Annotated in this window: 16 protein-coding genes; 12 read left to right on the plus strand and 4 right to left on the minus strand. The window is 66.4% G+C overall.

Going from position 1 to position 15,152, the window contains the following annotated elements:
* Positions 1-49: 49 nt before the first annotated feature.
* A complete protein-coding gene (locus IB232_RS18085; protein WP_192400074.1) occupies positions 50-808 on the plus strand; it encodes a substrate-binding periplasmic protein in 759 nt (252 codons plus the stop codon).
* 57 nt (positions 809-865) lie between these two features.
* Here IB232_RS18085 and IB232_RS18090 read toward each other — a convergent pair whose 3' ends face one another.
* The 3 genes from IB232_RS18090 to gpmI all read right to left on the minus strand — a co-directional run bounded on the left by IB232_RS18090 (position 866) and on the right by gpmI (position 5,106).
* A complete protein-coding gene (locus IB232_RS18090) occupies positions 866-2,176 on the minus strand; it encodes a S41 family peptidase (RefSeq protein WP_192399975.1) in 1,311 nt (436 codons plus the stop codon).
* A 41-nt stretch (positions 2,177-2,217) separates the two neighbouring features.
* A complete protein-coding gene (locus IB232_RS18095) occupies positions 2,218-3,462 on the minus strand; it encodes a murein hydrolase activator EnvC family protein (protein WP_192399976.1) in 1,245 nt (414 codons plus the stop codon).
* 108 nt (positions 3,463-3,570) lie between these two features.
* Complete coding sequence (gpmI, locus tag IB232_RS18100; protein ID WP_192399977.1) at positions 3,571-5,106, minus strand: 2,3-bisphosphoglycerate-independent phosphoglycerate mutase; 1,536 nt, start codon at positions 5,104-5,106, stop codon at positions 3,571-3,573.
* A gap of 140 nt (positions 5,107-5,246) precedes the next feature.
* Between gpmI and IB232_RS18105 the strand changes: the two genes are divergently transcribed.
* The 3 genes from IB232_RS18105 to secB are packed head-to-tail and all read left to right on the plus strand — an operon-like array spanning position 5,247 to position 6,421.
* Positions 5,247-5,660: a rhodanese-like domain-containing protein gene (locus IB232_RS18105; protein ID WP_192399978.1), complete on the plus strand. Its 414-nt coding sequence runs from the start codon at positions 5,247-5,249 to the stop codon at positions 5,658-5,660.
* A gap of 1 nt (position 5,661) precedes the next feature.
* Positions 5,662-5,916, plus strand: coding sequence for a glutaredoxin 3 (gene grxC / locus IB232_RS18110; RefSeq protein ID WP_137974759.1), 255 nt, complete (start codon positions 5,662-5,664; stop codon positions 5,914-5,916).
* Between the two features lie 34 nt (positions 5,917-5,950).
* Positions 5,951-6,421 carry a protein-export chaperone SecB gene (gene secB, locus IB232_RS18115; protein WP_192399979.1) on the plus strand — a complete coding sequence of 157 codons (471 nt, stop codon included), beginning with the start codon at positions 5,951-5,953 and terminating at the stop codon, positions 6,419-6,421.
* Between the two features lie 44 nt (positions 6,422-6,465).
* Here the strand turns inward: secB and trmL are convergent, their stop codons facing one another.
* Positions 6,466-6,927, minus strand: coding sequence for a tRNA (uridine(34)/cytosine(34)/5-carboxymethylaminomethyluridine(34)-2'-O)-methyltransferase TrmL (gene trmL / locus IB232_RS18120; protein ID WP_192399980.1), 462 nt, complete (start codon positions 6,925-6,927; stop codon positions 6,466-6,468).
* A 194-nt stretch (positions 6,928-7,121) separates the two neighbouring features.
* Between trmL and IB232_RS18125 the strand changes: the two genes are divergently transcribed.
* From IB232_RS18125 to IB232_RS18160, 8 genes are read left to right on the plus strand one after another with little or no spacing between them, the layout of a single operon-like run.
* Positions 7,122-7,946, plus strand: a complete 825-nt coding sequence (locus IB232_RS18125; RefSeq protein WP_225592383.1) for an MSHA biogenesis protein MshI — start codon at positions 7,122-7,124, stop codon at positions 7,944-7,946.
* Positions 7,946-8,554 (plus strand): PilN domain-containing protein, encoded by a 609-nt coding sequence (locus IB232_RS18130; protein WP_192399982.1) that lies wholly within the window; start codon positions 7,946-7,948, stop codon positions 8,552-8,554. The genes IB232_RS18125 and IB232_RS18130 overlap by 1 nt, the downstream gene beginning before the upstream one ends.
* Entirely contained in the window at positions 8,547-9,230 is a 684-nt protein-coding gene (gene gspM, locus IB232_RS18135; RefSeq protein ID WP_192399983.1) for a type II secretion system protein GspM, read from the plus strand. The genes IB232_RS18130 and gspM overlap by 8 nt, the downstream gene beginning before the upstream one ends.
* A complete protein-coding gene (locus IB232_RS18140; RefSeq protein ID WP_318652286.1) occupies positions 9,223-9,537 on the plus strand; it encodes a Type II secretory pathway component in 315 nt (104 codons plus the stop codon). Before gspM ends, IB232_RS18140 begins: the two co-directional genes overlap by 8 nt.
* Positions 9,538-9,542: 5 nt before the next feature.
* Positions 9,543-11,138, plus strand: coding sequence for a pilus (MSHA type) biogenesis protein MshL (locus tag IB232_RS18145; protein WP_225592384.1), 1,596 nt, complete (start codon positions 9,543-9,545; stop codon positions 11,136-11,138).
* Between the two features lie 4 nt (positions 11,139-11,142).
* Positions 11,143-12,075: an ExeA family protein gene (locus IB232_RS18150; protein ID WP_192399985.1), complete on the plus strand. Its 933-nt coding sequence runs from the start codon at positions 11,143-11,145 to the stop codon at positions 12,073-12,075.
* Positions 12,072-13,433 (plus strand): tetratricopeptide repeat protein, encoded by a 1,362-nt coding sequence (locus IB232_RS18155; protein ID WP_192399986.1) that lies wholly within the window; start codon positions 12,072-12,074, stop codon positions 13,431-13,433. Before IB232_RS18150 ends, IB232_RS18155 begins: the two co-directional genes overlap by 4 nt.
* Entirely contained in the window at positions 13,430-15,151 is a 1,722-nt protein-coding gene (locus IB232_RS18160; protein WP_192399987.1) for a GspE/PulE family protein, read from the plus strand. The genes IB232_RS18155 and IB232_RS18160 overlap by 4 nt, the downstream gene beginning before the upstream one ends.
* The last annotated feature ends 1 nt before the right edge of the window (position 15,152 follow it).

Raw genomic sequence — 15,152 nt, forward strand, 5'->3', positions numbered from 1 at the left:
GAGGGCGCATGCTCTCCCGCCTCTCCCGACTGTCAAGGATCCGGATATGTTGTTGAAGCGACTGACCATGGTGTTGCTGGGCATGGGCCTGCTGTTGTCCACCCTGGCGCGAGCCGAGCTGCCCGCCGACTACAAGGTGGTGCTGCAAACCGAGAACTTCCCGCCCTACAACATGGCGACCAACGGCAAGAATTTCGCCCGTGAGGAGAACCTCACCGGCATCGCCGTGGACGTGGTGCGCGAAACCTTCAAGGCGGCCGGCATCCCGTACACCATGACCCTGCGCTTCCCGTGGGCCCGGGTCTACAAGATGGCCCTGGAAACGCCCAACAACGGCGCGTTCGTGATGGCCAAGCTGCCGGAGCGCGAGAAGCTGTTCAAGTGGGTCGGCCCCATCGGCCCGGACGACTGGGTCATGCTGGCCAAGGCCGATAGCACTATCAACCTGATCAGCCTGGAGCAGGCCAAGTCCTACCGCGTCGGTGCTTATAAGGGCGACGCCATCGAGGAGCATCTGATCAAGCAGGGCCTGGAGCCGGTCAGCTCGTTCCGCGACCAGGAGAACGCGCACAAGCTGCAGGAAGGCAAGATCGACCTGTGGGCCACTGGCGATCCCGCCGGCCGCTACCTGGCTAAGCAGGAAGGCATCACCGGACTGAAGACCGTCCTGCGTTTCGACAGCGCCCAGCTGTACCTGGCCCTGAACCCGGAAACCCCGGACGAGGTAGTCGAGCGCCTGCAGAAGGCGCTGGATGATCTGCGCGCCAGCGGCAAGGTCGACCAGATCTTCCAGAGCTACGTGCAGTAAGTTCTGCGCACATGAAAAACCCGGGCTTGCCCGGGTTTTTTATTGCCACAGGCGGCATCAATCGCCGCGGGTGACGCTCAGGCCTTTCAGCAGGTTGAGCGCCTGGCTCAGCTGATAGTCGTCGTCCTGTGGACGTGGATCGTGCTTCTTCTTGTCATTGCTGGGCTTGTCCGCGCCGCCGTTGCCGTTGCCCAGGTGGCCGGCCAGATCGGCTTCCTTGATCAGCTCGCCTCCTTCTTCGCGGGTCAGCTTGGCACGCGCCACTTCGATGTCCGGCACGATGCCCTGGGCCTGGATGGAGCGGCCGTTCGGGGTGAAGTACAGGGCAGTGGTGAGCTTCAGGGCACGGTCATTGTTCAGCGGCAGCACGGTCTGCACCGAGCCCTTGCCGAAGCTGTCGGTGCCCATCAGCACGCCGCGCTTGTGGTCCTGCAGGGCGCCGGCGACGATCTCCGAGGCCGAGGCGCTGCCGCCGTTGATCAGCACCACCAGCGGCACGCCTTCGCTGGCGTCGGACGGATCGGCGTTGAAGCGCAGCTCGGAGTTGGCGATGCGGCCCTCGGTGTAGACGATCAGGCCCTTCTTGAGGAAGTGGTCGGAGACTTCCACCGCGGCCTGCAGCACGCCGCCGGGGTTGTTGCGCAGGTCCAGCACCAGGCCGCGCAGTTTCTTGCCGTTGTCCTTGCGCAGCTTGGCCAGGGCCTTGCCGACTTCCTCGCCGGTGTTGACCTGGAACTGGGTGATGCGGATCAGGCCGTAGCCGTCTTCCAGCAGCTGGCTCTTCACGCTCTTGACCTTGATCACCGCGCGGGTCAGCTCGACGTCGAATGGGCGGCCGCCCTCGCGTACCAGGGTCAGGTTGATCTTGCTGCCGGCCTTGCCGCGCATCTTGTCCACCGCTTCCATCAGCGACAGGCCCTTGGTCGGCTGGCCATCGATCTTGACGATCAGGTCGCCCGGCTGGATGCCGGCCTTGGAGGCGGGGGTGTCGTCGATCGGCGAGACCACCTTGATGAAGCCGTCTTCGGTGCCGACCTCGATGCCGAGGCCGCCGAACTCGCCGCTGGTGCTCTCCTGCAGCTCGGCGAAGGCCTCCGGCTCCAGGTAGGCGGAGTGCGGGTCGAGGTTGCTGAGCATGCCCTTGATGGCGTTTTCCAGCAGGGTCTTGTCGTCCACCGGCTCTACATAGGCGGCCTTGATGCGGTCCATCACCTCGGCGAAGGTGCGCAGCTCTTCCAGCGGCAGCGGCGCCTTGCCGTTGACCGCGGCGGCAGGCGCCTCGGCAGCTTCGGCGGCCAGTGCGGCGGGGCTGCCGAGCAGCAGGCCAAGAGCCAGGGCGAGGGGGGTGAGACGACGGAATTGCTGCATGTGAACTCCCAATGTAATGAGGCGCTGACAGGCTAAGGCTGTCATCCCTGGGCGCGGCACCATTGCGCCGGATCGCTCGGGCGACCCTGCTGGCGAATGGCGAAATACAGCGCCGGGGTGTCCTGGCCACCGCTGGTGCCGACCGTGGCGATGGCCTCGCCGGCTTTGACGATGTCGCCGGCATCCTTCAACAGGCTCTGATTGTGGCCGTACAGGCTCAGGTAGCCATTACCGTGGTCGAGGATGACCAGAAGGCCGGCGCCGCGCAACCAGTCGGCGAACACCACGCGCCCGCCGTGCACTGCATGCACCTGGCTACCGGCGCTGGCGCCGATCATGACGCCGTCCCATTTGGCCCGGGAATCGCCATCGCGGGTGGAGCCGAAGCGCGCCACCAGCCGGCCATTGACCGGCCAGGGCAGCTTGCCCTTGGCCTTGGCGAAGGGCCCGCCGAAGCCGGCGCCGTCGCTGGAGACCGCAGGGCCCAGTGGCAGTGGCTTGCTGTTGGGATTGCGTGCCTGCTGTTCTTCCAGGGCGGCCAGACGGCGAGCTTCTTCGGCTTCGCGGGCCTGACGGGCCAGGGTTTCCTCGATGGTCTTGAGAACACGGGCGAGCTCGATCTGTTGCTGCTCGCGTGCCTTGAGCTTGCGGTCGCCGGCGCCGTACTCCTTGTTCAGCTTGGCCAGGGCGGCCTGTCGCTCCTTGCGCACGGTGGCGAGGGCCTCGCGGCGGCTGTCCAGTGCGCCCTTCTGCTCCAGCAGTTGGTTCTGCTGGTTGGCGATATCGGCTTCCACGTTGGCCAACTGGCGCAGGGTTTCGTTGAAGGTGCTCAGCTGCTCCAGGCGCGCCTTGCCGAGGTAGTCGTAGTAGGTGAGGGTGCGCGCGAACTGTTCCGGTTGCTGCTGGTTGAGCAACAGGCGCAGCGGCTCCTGCTGGCCACTCTGGTAAGCGGCGCGGGCCTGGATGGCGATCAGCTGTTGCTGTTCAAGGCGCGACTGCTGGAGTTTTTTTTTCTCCTTGTCGAGGCGCTTGAGCTCCTCCTCGCTCTTCTTCAGCTCCCCCTCCAGGCCCTTGACCTGCTTCTCCAGGCCGCCCATTTCTTTCTCGGTGCGCTTGAGCTCCTTCTGCACGCCGGATTTCTCCTGCTGCAGCTTCTCCAGCAGCTTCTTCAGCTCGGCCACGTCGGTGCGGGCGGCTTCCAGCTGCTTCTGGGTTTCTGCCTTCTCGTCGGCGAAGGCCGGAGCGAGCAAGCAGGACAGGAGGACGAGAGTGAGGGCGCGGAACATGGGCGATGCGGCACCTGGGGCGGGGAAGGGGCCTAGTATGCCCGTGGCGCCGGGCAAAAAAAACGCCCGCCGGCGGCAGCCGGCGAGCGCTTCACGGATTGCTCCGGGTTATTGCAGTTCGACTATGGTCTTGCCGGTCATCTCCGCCGGCACCGGCATGCCCATCAGGGTCAGCAGAGTCGGCGCCACGTCGGCCAGTACGCCACCGGCGCGGATGGTCGCGGCACGCTTGCCGACATAGATGAAGGGTACCGGCTCGCAGGTGTGGGCGGTGTGCGCCTGGCCGGTGCACTCGTCTTCCATCTGTTCGACGTTGCCGTGGTCGGCGGTGATCAGCGCTTCGCCGCCGACCTTGTCCAGCGCCGCGACGATGCGGCCGACGCAGGTGTCCAGGGTTTCGACGGCGGCCACGGCGGCGGTGAACACGCCGGTGTGGCCGACCATGTCGCCGTTGGCGTAGTTGACGATGATCACGTCGAAGCGCTGGTGCTCGATGGCGTCGACGATCTTGTCGGTGACTTCCGGCGCACTCATCTCCGGCTTGAGGTCATAGGTGGCGACGTTCGGCGACGGGATGAGGATGCGCTCTTCACCGGCGAAGGGCTCTTCGCGGCCGCCGGAGAAGAAGAAGGTGACGTGGGCGTACTTCTCGGTCTCGGCGATGCGCAGCTGGGTCTTGCCGTTGTTGGCCAGGTACTCGCCGAGCACGTTGGTCAGCGGCTCCGGCTTGTAGGCGCTGGGCGCCGGGATGCTCGCCGCGTACTGGGTGAGCATGACGAAGCCGGCCAGTTGCGGCACACGCTTGCGCTCGAATTCCTTGAAGTCGGCCTCGACAAAGGCGCGGGTCAGCTCGCGGGCGCGGTCGGCGCGGAAGTTCATGAACACCACGGCGTCGCCGTCTTCGACCTTCACCGGCTCGCCGATGGTGGTGGCCTTGACGAATTCGTCGCTCTCGTCGCGGGCGTAGGCGGCCTGCAGGCCTTCCACGGCGCTGGCGGCATTGAACTGGCCCTGGCCTTCGACGATCAGGTGGTAGGCCTGCTCGACGCGGTCCCAGCGGTTGTCGCGGTCCATGGCGAAGTAGCGGCCGGTGAGGCTGGCGATGCGGCCCTTGCCGAGTTTGGCGAAGGTAGCGTCGAGCAGCTCGATGGAGGGCTGGGCGCTCTTGGGCGGCGTGTCGCGGCCGTCGAGGAAGGCGTGCAGGTAGATCTTCTCGGCACCGCGTTTTGCGGCCAGTTCGGCCATGGCGACCAGATGGTCCTGGTGGCTGTGCACGCCGCCGTCGGACAGCAGGCCGAGGATATGCACGGCCTTGCCGGCGCCGACCGCCTTGTCCACCGCGGCATTGATCTCGGCATTCTCGAAGAACTCGCCGTCGCGGATCGCCTTGGTCACCCGGGTGAAGTCCTGGTACACCACGCGGCCGGCGCCGAGGTTCATGTGGCCGACCTCGGAGTTGCCCATCTGCCCGTCCGGCAGACCCACGTCCATACCGCTGCCGGAGATCAGACCGTGCGGATAGGTGGCGCGCAGGCGGTCGTAGACCGGTGTGTTGGCCGCGTGGATGGCGTTGTACTCGGGGTTGTCGCTGTGGCCGAAGCCGTCGAGGATGATCAGGACCAGGGGTTTGGGCGTGGCGCTCATGAAAGCTGGCTCGCTATGGATGATCAAAAAAGGTCGCGCATTTTAGCGGCGGAAGCCCGCCGCGTCACCGCCGGGCGGGGCTTGGCCCGATGGGCGTGCTGTGTATACTGGCCGCCATTTTAAGGCTTTGGAACCTCCCGATGTTGGCCCAACTGATTGAATTTGCCACTAACCACTATGCATTGGCCGGCTGCTTCGTCGTGCTGGCGGTGCTGCTGCTGGTCACCGAGCTGCGCAAGGGCGGGCAGAGCCTGTCCAGCCGCGAGCTGACCGCGCTGGTCAACCGCGACGAGGGTGTGGTGCTGGACATTCGCAACAGCAAGGATTTCGCCGGCGGTCATATCGTCGATGCCCTGAATATCCCGTTCGACAAGGTCGCCAGCCGTATCGCCGAACTGGAGAAGCACAAGGCCAAGACCATCATCGTGGTCGACGCCATGGGCCAGCATGCCGGCAGTGTCGCTCGCGACCTGAAGAAAGCCGGCTTTACGGCGGCCAAGCTGGGTGGCGGCATCGCCAGCTGGCGCAGCGACAACCTGCCGGTAGTCAAGTGACATGAACGAGGTGGTCGTCTATTCCAGCGCCTGGTGTCCCTACTGCATCCGCGCCAAGCAGTTGCTCAGCGGCAAGGGTGTGGCGTTCCGCGAGATCAGCGTGGACGGCCAGCCGCAGGTCCGTGCCGAGATGACACGCAAGGCCGGGCGCACCTCGGTGCCGCAGATCTGGATCGGCGCGACCCATGTCGGTGGCTGTGATGACCTCTTTGCCCTGGAGCGCGCCGGCAAGCTCGACGCCCTGCTCGGCGCCTGAACCCTTTCAGAAACCCGAAACAAGAAGAATCGCCATGACCGAACAAGCAGCAGCAAGCAACGGCAACGAAGGCCCACAGTTCTCCCTGCAGCGCATCTATGTGAAGGACCTGTCCTTCGAAGCGCCGAAGAGCCCGGAAATCTTCCGTCAGGAGTGGGCGCCGAGCGTCGCTCTGGATCTCAACACCAAGCAGAAGCACCTGGACGGCGACTTCCACGAAGTGGTGCTGACCCTCTCGGTGACCGTGAAGACCGGTGAAGAGATCGCCTTCATCGCCGAAGTGCAGCAGGCCGGCATCTTCCTGATCAAGGGCCTGGACGCCGCGTCCATGAGCCACACCCTCGGCGCGTTCTGCCCGAACATCCTGTTCCCCTACGCCCGCGAGGCGCTGGACAGTCTGGTGATCCGCGGCTCGTTCCCGGCCCTGATGCTGTCGCCGGTGAACTTCGACGCCCTGTACGCCCAGGAGCTGCAGCGCCAGCAACAGGCCACCGAGCAGGCCTGATCGGCGTCGCATGCGAAGAGCCGCCGCGAGGCGGCTTTTTCGTTTCAGGAGCCGGTGAAATCCAGCTGGCGCCAGCCTTCATAGACCACCACGGCCACCGCGTTGGACAGATTCAGGCTGCGACACTGCGGCCGCATCGGCATGCGCAGGCGCTGTTCGTCGGGAATCTGCGCCAGCACTTCGGCAGGCAGGCCGCGGCTTTCCGGGCCGAACAGCAGCATATCGCCCGCTTGGTATTCCATTTGCGCGTAGCTGTGACTAGCTTTAGTGGTGAATGCCAATATTCTGTCGGGGCGGATGGCTGTGATACAGTCGTCCAACGAATGATGGCGTTTTAATGTCGCGTATTCGTGGTAGTCCAGGCCGGCGCGGCGCAGGCGCTTGTCATCCAGGTCGAAACCCAGTGGTTCGATCAGGTGCAGGTGGCAGCCGGTGTTGGCGCACAGGCGGATGATGTTGCCGGTATTCGGTGGGATCTCCGGCTGGAACAGGACGACATGGAACATTGATCGGGCTCAGATAGGTCTGTAGCCACCATTCTACAATGCACCTGACGCGACTCGCCCATGCAGGGCAAGCGACGGCAGGACGCAGGGGGACATCGCAGTTGGTGTGGTTCGCGAGAAAAAGAAAGACAGCGGACGGATTACTGGGTATCGAGACCGGTCCTGAGGGCATCGCCCTGGCGCGGGTCCAGCGCATGCCCGGTGAGGCGCCGCGTCTGCTCGACTGCCTGTTCCATCCGGCCGCGCCGGCCGAGCAGCCTGCCGTGCTGAGAAGCCTGGTGGCCGAACGCGGCCTCGCCGGCATGGCGGTCAACCTTGTGCTGCACCCGGCCACCTACCAGATGCTCCTGCTCGACGCCCCCGACGTGCCCGTCGAAGAGCTGCGCGATGCCATGCGCTGGCGGGTCAAGGACCTGATCGCCGAATCCCTTGAACAGGTGGTGGTGGATGCCTTCACCCTGCCCGACGACGCCTATCGCGGTCGCTCGCGCATGGCCTACTGCGCCGTGCTGGGCCGGGCGCGCATGCAGGCCTGGGGCGATCTGATCGGCCAGGCCGGGCTGGAACTGCGCAGCATCGATGTCACCGAGATGGCTTTCCGCAACCTCGGCCTGCTGGCCGGGGCCGAGGGCATGAATATCGCCCTGCTGCGCCTGCGTTCCAGCGAAGGCCTGATCTGCGTGCAGAACGGCGCGGACCTGTATATGGCGCGCCGCATCGAACAGGGCCTGGAAAAGGCCAGCGGCGATTACGGCGCCGTGACCCTGGAGATCCAGCGCTCGCTCGACTACTTCGAGAGCCAGCTGGGCAAGGGCTATATCAACCGCCTGCTGTTGCTGCCGGCCAAGCGCAACGGCGCTGCGGCGCTGCAGGCGCTGACTGCCGGCCTGGCGGTCAAGCTGCAGGCGCTGGACCTGCGCGAACTCTTCCCCGGCCAGGCCAGCGCCGAGCTGGATGACTCCCAGCAGGCCTACTGCATGGCGGCGGTCGGTGCCGCCCTGCGCCAGGAGGTTCTCTGATGCAGAACCTCAACCTCTATCAGCTCGAGCGCCAGCGTCGTGCCGGCCCGCAGAAGGCACAGATGCTGCTCGGTCTGGGCGTACTGGTGCTGCTCTGCCTGCTGCACGCCGCCTGGCAGGGCTGGCAGCTGCATCGGGGCGGGCAGAGTCTGGCCGCCGCCGAGGCGGCAGCCCAAGAGCAGGAGACGCTGCTGGCGGCAGCCAAGTCCAGCTTCGTCGAGCCGCAGCTGGACGATCGCCTGCCCGGCGAGCTGGCGGCCAGCGAGACGGGCAATCGCCAGCTGCAGCGCCTGATCGCCTATCTGAGGGTGCTCTCGGAGCAGCAGAGCGCAGGCTTCGTCGCACCGCTCACGGCACTGGCCGAGCATCACCCGCAGGGCGGCCTGTGGCTCAACGGCATTCATCTGCAGGACGGTGGCCTGCAACTGCGCCTGCAGGGACGCAGTCAAAACCAGCAACTGTTACCGCAATACCTGGATGCCCTGGGACGCAGCCCGGTATTCAAGGGGCGCGAGTTCGCGCGCCTGGATGTGCAGCGCGGCGAGGACCAGTTGCTCGACTTCGACCTGTCCTCGCGGCCCGCCGATCAGGAGAAGGACGATGAATAAGTGGCTGCAACGCTGGCAGGGCATGGCCGCTCGTGAGCAATGGCTGACCTATGGCGTCGGTATTGCGGTGCTGGGCATGCTCTACCTGCTGCTGGTCGGCGACCCACTGGCCGCTCGCCTGGCCAGCCGTGAGGCAGCCGTCCAGCTCGCCAATGGGCGCGTCGCCGAGGCGCAGAGCGGCATCGCCGACCTGCAGGCCCGGCTCGCTGCCGACCCCAACATTCCCTATCGCAGCGCTTTGCTGGCGGCCTCGGCCAGCCGCGAGGAGCTGATCCGCCAGATCGACACCAGCACCGCCGAGCTGGTGACACCGGAGAAGATGAAATCGGTGCTGGAGAGCCTGCTGCAGGCCCAGCAGGGGTTGAGCCTGGTGGGCATGCGCAGCTTCAGCGAGCCCGTGCAGCTGCCCGACGCCAGCCAGCCGGTGGCCATTCCCGGTCAGGCCGTTGAGGCCCCGGCGCCGTTGCCGGCCACCCTCTACCGTCACGGCCTGGTACTTCAGCTGGAGGGCGGTTACTTCGACCTGCTGCAGTACCTGCAGGCCGTGCAGCAGAGCGGCTGGAAGCTGAACTGGGACAGCCTCGACTACGAGGTCGGCGAGGCCGGCCCGAGCCGCGCGCAGATCAGCCTGAAACTCTTCACCTTGAGCCGCAAGGCAGGATGGGTCGGTGTCTAGAGCCTTGTTCCTCAGTCTGCTGCTGGGCTGCGCCGCGGTCCAGGCGGCGGTCGATCCGACCCAGCCGCCGGCCAATCTGCGCCCGGCCAGCAGCGCCGCCGAGGCGCCTGCCGCGTTGGTCCTGCAGGCCATCCTGCGCGGCGCCCAGGGCAGCCGCGCGGTCATCGATGGCCAGAGCCTGCGCGTCGGCGAAGAACACGCCGGCCTGCGCGTACTGGCCATCCATCCGCATTCCGTATTGATCGAGCGCCAGGGGCAGCGTGAATTGCTGCGCCTGGCCGAACCCGTTATGAAGCCGAGCCGATGATGCCCATGACTCCGATACTGCCGAAACGAGGCCTGCTGCTAGGCCTGGCATGCCTGCTCAGCGCCTGCCAGACCTTCATCGATGGCGACAAGCAGCTCTACGAGCAAAGCGGCAAGCTGCTCGACGAGAGCCTGCAGCAGGCCCAGGGCAAGGTGGCGCCGCCGCCCGCCGTGCAGGCCGCCCTGATCCCGCCGCTGACCAGCAGTACCAGCTTCAGCAGTGGCCCGCGCTTCGACGTGGCCGCCAAGGACATGCCGGCCCGCGAGTTCTTCCTCAGCCTGATGGAAGGTGCCGGGCAGAACCTGGTGGTGCATCCCGAAGTGACCGGCACCATCACCTTCAGCCTGCGCCGGGTCACCCTGGAAGAAGTCCTGGCCGCCGTGCGCGACAGCTACGGCTATGACTACCGTCGCACCAGCTACGGCTACCAGATCCTGCCGAACAAGGTGGTCACCCGCAGCTACGACCTCAACTACCTCAACCTGCAGCGCCTGGGCGAGTCGGACACCCGGGTCAGCTCCGGCCAGGTGGAAAGCACCGAGAGCGACTCCAGCTCCAGCGACGATGGCGGCAGCTCCAGCAGCGATCGTTCGGTGACCACCCTCAACGCCAGCAAGGTAGTGACCACCAGCAACGTCGACTTCTGGAAGGAAGTCGAGGGCGTGGTGCAGGCCATAGTCGGCGGCGAGGAGGGCAACAGCGTGGTGGTCAATCCGCAGGCCAGCCTGCTGGTGGTGCGCGCCAACAGCGCCGACCAGGAAAACGTCGTGCGCTTCCTCGAACAGGCCCAGCGCAACCTGCAGCGCCAGGTGGTGTTGGAGACCAAGATCCTCGAGGTGCAGCTGAACGACGGCTTCCAGGCCGGCATCAGCTGGGAAAAGATCGGCGGTGACGTCAGTGCGGGTATCGATGGCGACACCATCGACGGCCCGAACAACATCGATGGCGTGTTCAGCACGGTGCTCAGCTTCGGCGACTTCACCGGGCTGATCCAGTTGCTGCAGACCCAGGGCGAGGTGCGCGTGCTGTCCAGCCCGCGCATCTCCACGCTGAACAACCAGAAGGCTGTGATCAAGGTCGGTACCGACGAGTTCTTCGTCACCGAGGTCTCGTCCAACAGCTCTACCACCACCGTCGCCGGCGTTACCCAGCCGACCCAGGACGTGACCCTGACGCCGTTCTTCTCCGGCATCTCGCTGGACGTGACCCCGCAGATCGACCAGAACGACGTGGTCACCCTGCACGTGCGGCCGACCGTTAGCCGCGTGGTGGACCAGAACAAGACCATCGTCCTCGGCGAGGACAACGTCTTCAACCTGCCGCTGGCGCTGTCCACCTCGCGCCAGTCCGACTCCATCGTGCGTGCCCGCAGCGGCCAGGTGGTGGTGATCGGTGGCCTGCTGCAGAACAACAATCAGAACACCGACGCCGAAGTGCCCTGGGCCAGCACCCTGCCGATCGTCGGCAACCTGTTCAAGCAGCAGCGCAAGGCCCTGGAAAAGAGTGAGCTGGTGATTCTCATGCGTCCGCAGGTGGTCAGCGAGGACGTCTGGCTCGAGGAGATCAAGCGCAGCGCGGAAACCTTCAAGGAGCTGAGGTAAGGCGATGTATGAGGCCTTCTTCGGTCTGCGCGAGAAACCCTTCGCGCTGACGCCCAACACCGGCTTCCTGGTGCAGCTGGCGCCCTATCAGGCGTGCCTCAACCTGCTGCGCGTGGCCCTGGGCGAGGGTGAGGGCTTTATCAAGGTGACCGGCGAAGTCGGCACCGGCAAGACGCTGCTGTGCCGCGCCCTGCTCAATGAGCTGGATGGCGAGCGTTACCAGCTGGCCTACCTGCCCAACCCGGGCATGAGCCCGGTCGGGCTGCGCCAGGCCCTGGCCCGCGAGCTGCTGATCGAGAATATCGAGGAGCTGGATGCCCAGGCCGTGCTGGATGCCCTGCACTGCCGGCTGATCCAGCTGGCCGCGGAGGGGCGCAGCACCGTGGTGCTGATCGATGAGGCCCAGGCGCTGCCGACCGCTACCCTGGAGGCCCTGCGTCTGCTGACCAACCTGGAGACCGAGCAGGCCAAGCTGCTGCAGGTGGTGCTATTCGGCCAGCCGGAACTGGACGCCACCCTGGCCCGTGACGAGTTCCGCCAACTACGCCAGCGCATCACTTTTTCCTACCAGCTGCGCCCGCTGGATGTGAAGGACTGTACCCGCTACCTCAACGAACGCCTGGCCGTGGCCGGTTATCGCGGCGAGCCGCTGTTCGGCCCGCGTGCCATCCGCCATCTGGTGCGTGGTAGCGGCGGCATCCCGCGGCTGATCAACATCCTCGCGCACAAGGCGCTGATGGTGGCCTTCGGCGAGGGCCGTCGCCAGGTCGGTGCCGAGCACGTGCGCCGGGCACAGCTGGATACCGAAGGCGCGCAACCATTCCTGCGGCGGCGCCCGGCCTGGCTGGGTTGGGGCCTGGCCGCGGTGAGCCTGTCGCTGCTGGCGGCGGTGGGTGCCTGGCCCTGGCTCAGCCAGTGGCGGGAGTTGCTGCCATGAGCCTGGTCAACGACATGCTGCGTGATCTCGAAGAGCGCCGCGCCGCGCCCACCGAACGCCTGGCCCTGGAAGGCTTGCAGGCGGTGGATGAAGCCGGTGCCGCGCGTCGCGAGCGTAGCGAACGCCTGCGCCGCGGCTCCATCTGGTTCCTGGCGGTAATGCTGATTGCCGTGCTGATCGGCGTGATGATCGGCCGGGTGGTCAATGGCCAGATTCCCTGGGGCGGCGTGATGCCCAAGCGCGAGGAGGCGCCTGCCGTGCCAGCGGTCGCCGCACCGCGCCTGCTCGAAGTGCTGCCGCAGAACAACGGCCGCAGCCTGACCCTGCAACTGCTGCTGGAGCGCTCGGTGCCCTACCAGCGCACCGAGGAGAGTGGCGCGGTCAGCCTGCGCCTGCCCGGTGTGCAGCTGGCCGGCGCGGCTCAGTCCGGCCGCGTGCAGCGCGATGGGCGCAGCCTGTCCTGGCGGGTCGAGGCACAGGGGCCGGATGTCCAGGTACTGTTGGTCGGCCTCGGTGAGGGGCTGCAGGTGAGCGATCGCATGGAGCCGGCCGGTGATCGCTGGCTGCTGTGGGTCGAGGTGCCGCTGAGCGAACCCGCCGTGCCGGCGGAAAACGAAGTGGCGCTGGATCAGCTGCCCGCCGCGGCTCCGGCCAGCGAGGAACCGGGTGAGCCGGCACTCCCAGCCTGGGCCACCGCGCCGGTACCGGCCGCCAATGCTCCCGAGCAGATCGCCGCGCCTCCGCCGGCCGAGCTGCCCAGCGGTCCGCCTGAAGTGAAGATCCAGCCCTATCGGCCGGACGGCCTGGCCAAGGCGCGTCAGGCGATCCAGGCCGGCGACTACGCCAAGGCCATCGCCGAGCTAGAGGAATTGCAGAAGAGCCGCGGGCGCGACCCGGAAGTGCTGCGCTGGCTGGCCCGCGCCTACCTCGCCGACGGTCAGCAGCAGCGCCTGCTCGGCTGGCTGCCGGCGCAGCTGGCGCAAATGCCCTACGACAGCGAGTTGCGCCTGTTGCTGGCCCGCGCCCAGTTGCAGGGCGGCGACACCAAGGGCGCCGTGGCGACCTTGGAACAGAACGCCCCGGCCCTGGCTCAGGAACCGACCTATCACGCGCTGCTGGCCGCCAGTTACCAGCAGACCGGGCAATGGCAGGAGAGCGCCGCGCTTTACCGGCAGATGGTTGCCCTGCGCCCCAGCCAGTCCACCTGGCAGCTGGGCCTGGCCATCGCTCTGGAGCAGCTCGACCAGTCGGCCGAGGCTGCCCGTCACTATCGCCTGGCCCTGCAGGGGCTGGGGCTGGACGAGAGCGCCCGACGCTTCGCCAGCGAACGCGCCGCGGCGCTGGGAGGTCGGGGATGACTGAAGACGTACGTCAGCGCAAGGTGCGCCTGGGCGACCTGCTGGTGCAGGCCGGCCTGATCAGCGACACCCAGCTGCAGCTGGCGCTGCAGGAGCAGAAGCGTACCGGCTCCAAGCTCGGCCGCACCGTGGTCGACATGGGCTTCGTCGCCGAGGTCAAGCTGCTCACCGCGCTGTCCGAGCAGCTGAAGATTCCCTTCATCGAACTCAAGCACTTCAAATTCGACCAGCAACTGGTGCAGACCCTGCCGGAGGCCATGGCCCGGCGTTTCCGCGCCATCGTCCTATCCCGCGAGGGTGGCGGCGTGCTGGTCGGCATGTCCGACGCGCTCGACCTGTTCGCCCTCGACGAGATGGAGCGCATCCTCAAGACCCGCGTGCACCCGGCCGTGGTGCGCGAGGCGGAGCTGCTGGCCACCCTCGACCTGGTCTATCGGCGTACCAGCGAGATCGCCTCGATCGCCGGCGAGCTGGAGGGCGAGCTGCAGGACAGCGATTTCGACCTCTCCAAGCTCGGTGCCGACAACGTCAGCGACGCACCGGTGGTGCGCCTGCTGCAGACCCTGTTCGAAGACGCCGTGCAGATGAAGGCGTCGGACATCCACATCGAGCCGGACGAGGGCGTGGTGCGTATCCGCCAGCGTATCGACGGCGTGCTCAACGAGCAGGTGATGAAGGAGCAGCGCATCGCCTCGGCACTAGTCATGCGTCTGAAGATCATGTCCGGCCTGGATATTTCCGAGAAGCGCCTACCGCAGGACGGCCGCTTCAATATCCGGGTGAAGAACCGCAACATCGATGTGCGGGTGTCGACCATGCCCGTGCAGTTCGGCGAGTCGGTGGTGATGCGTCTGCTCGACCAGAGCGCCGGCATCTCCAACCTGGACGCTGGCGGCATGCCGCCGGACATGCTGGCGCGCTTCCGTCGCCTGCTGCAGCGGCCGTTCGGCCTGGTGCTGGTCACCGGCCCCACCGGTTCGGGCAAGACCACCACTCTGTACGCTGGCCTCGCCGAGCTGAACAGCCCGGAGAAGAAGATCATCACCGTGGAAGACCCGGTGGAATACCGCCTGCCGCGGATCAATCAGGTGCAGGTCAACACCAAGATCGAACTGACCTTCGCCCGCGTACTGCGCGCCGCCCTGCGCCAGGACCCGGACATCGTGCTGATTGGCGAGATGCGCGATCAGGAAACCGCCGAGATCGGTTTGCGCGCCGCACTCACCGGTCACCTGGTGCTGTCGACCCTGCACACCAACGACGCCCTGACCTCAGCCATGCGCCTGATCGACATGGGCGCCGAGCCATTCCTCGTCGCCACCTCGCTAAACGCCGTGCTGGCCCAGCGCCTGGTGCGTCGGGTGTGCGAGAACTGCATGGAAGACCACCAGCCGCAGCCGCAACAGCTGGCGTGGCTGGAGGCCCTGAACGGCACTTCCCTGGCCGGCCGTACCTTCAAGCACGGTGCTGGTTGCCACCAGTGCCACAACACCGGCTACTCCGGGCGCCTGGGTGTCTATGAACTGCTGGAGATGGACGAGGGCATGATCGCCGCGCTACGGCGCAACGATCCCCAGGGCTTCGCCGAGGCGGCCAAGGCCAGTGCGAACTATCGTCCGCTGGCCGCCTGTGCGCTGGACTATGCGCTGGCCGGCGTCACCAGTGTGGAGGAGGTGCTCAAGGTCTGCGCCACCCTCACCGACGAGGTGCTGGTGTGAT

This window comes from Pseudomonas sp. PDM15 (assembly GCF_014851565.1).
GTDB lineage: Bacteria > Pseudomonadota > Gammaproteobacteria > Pseudomonadales > Pseudomonadaceae > Aquipseudomonas.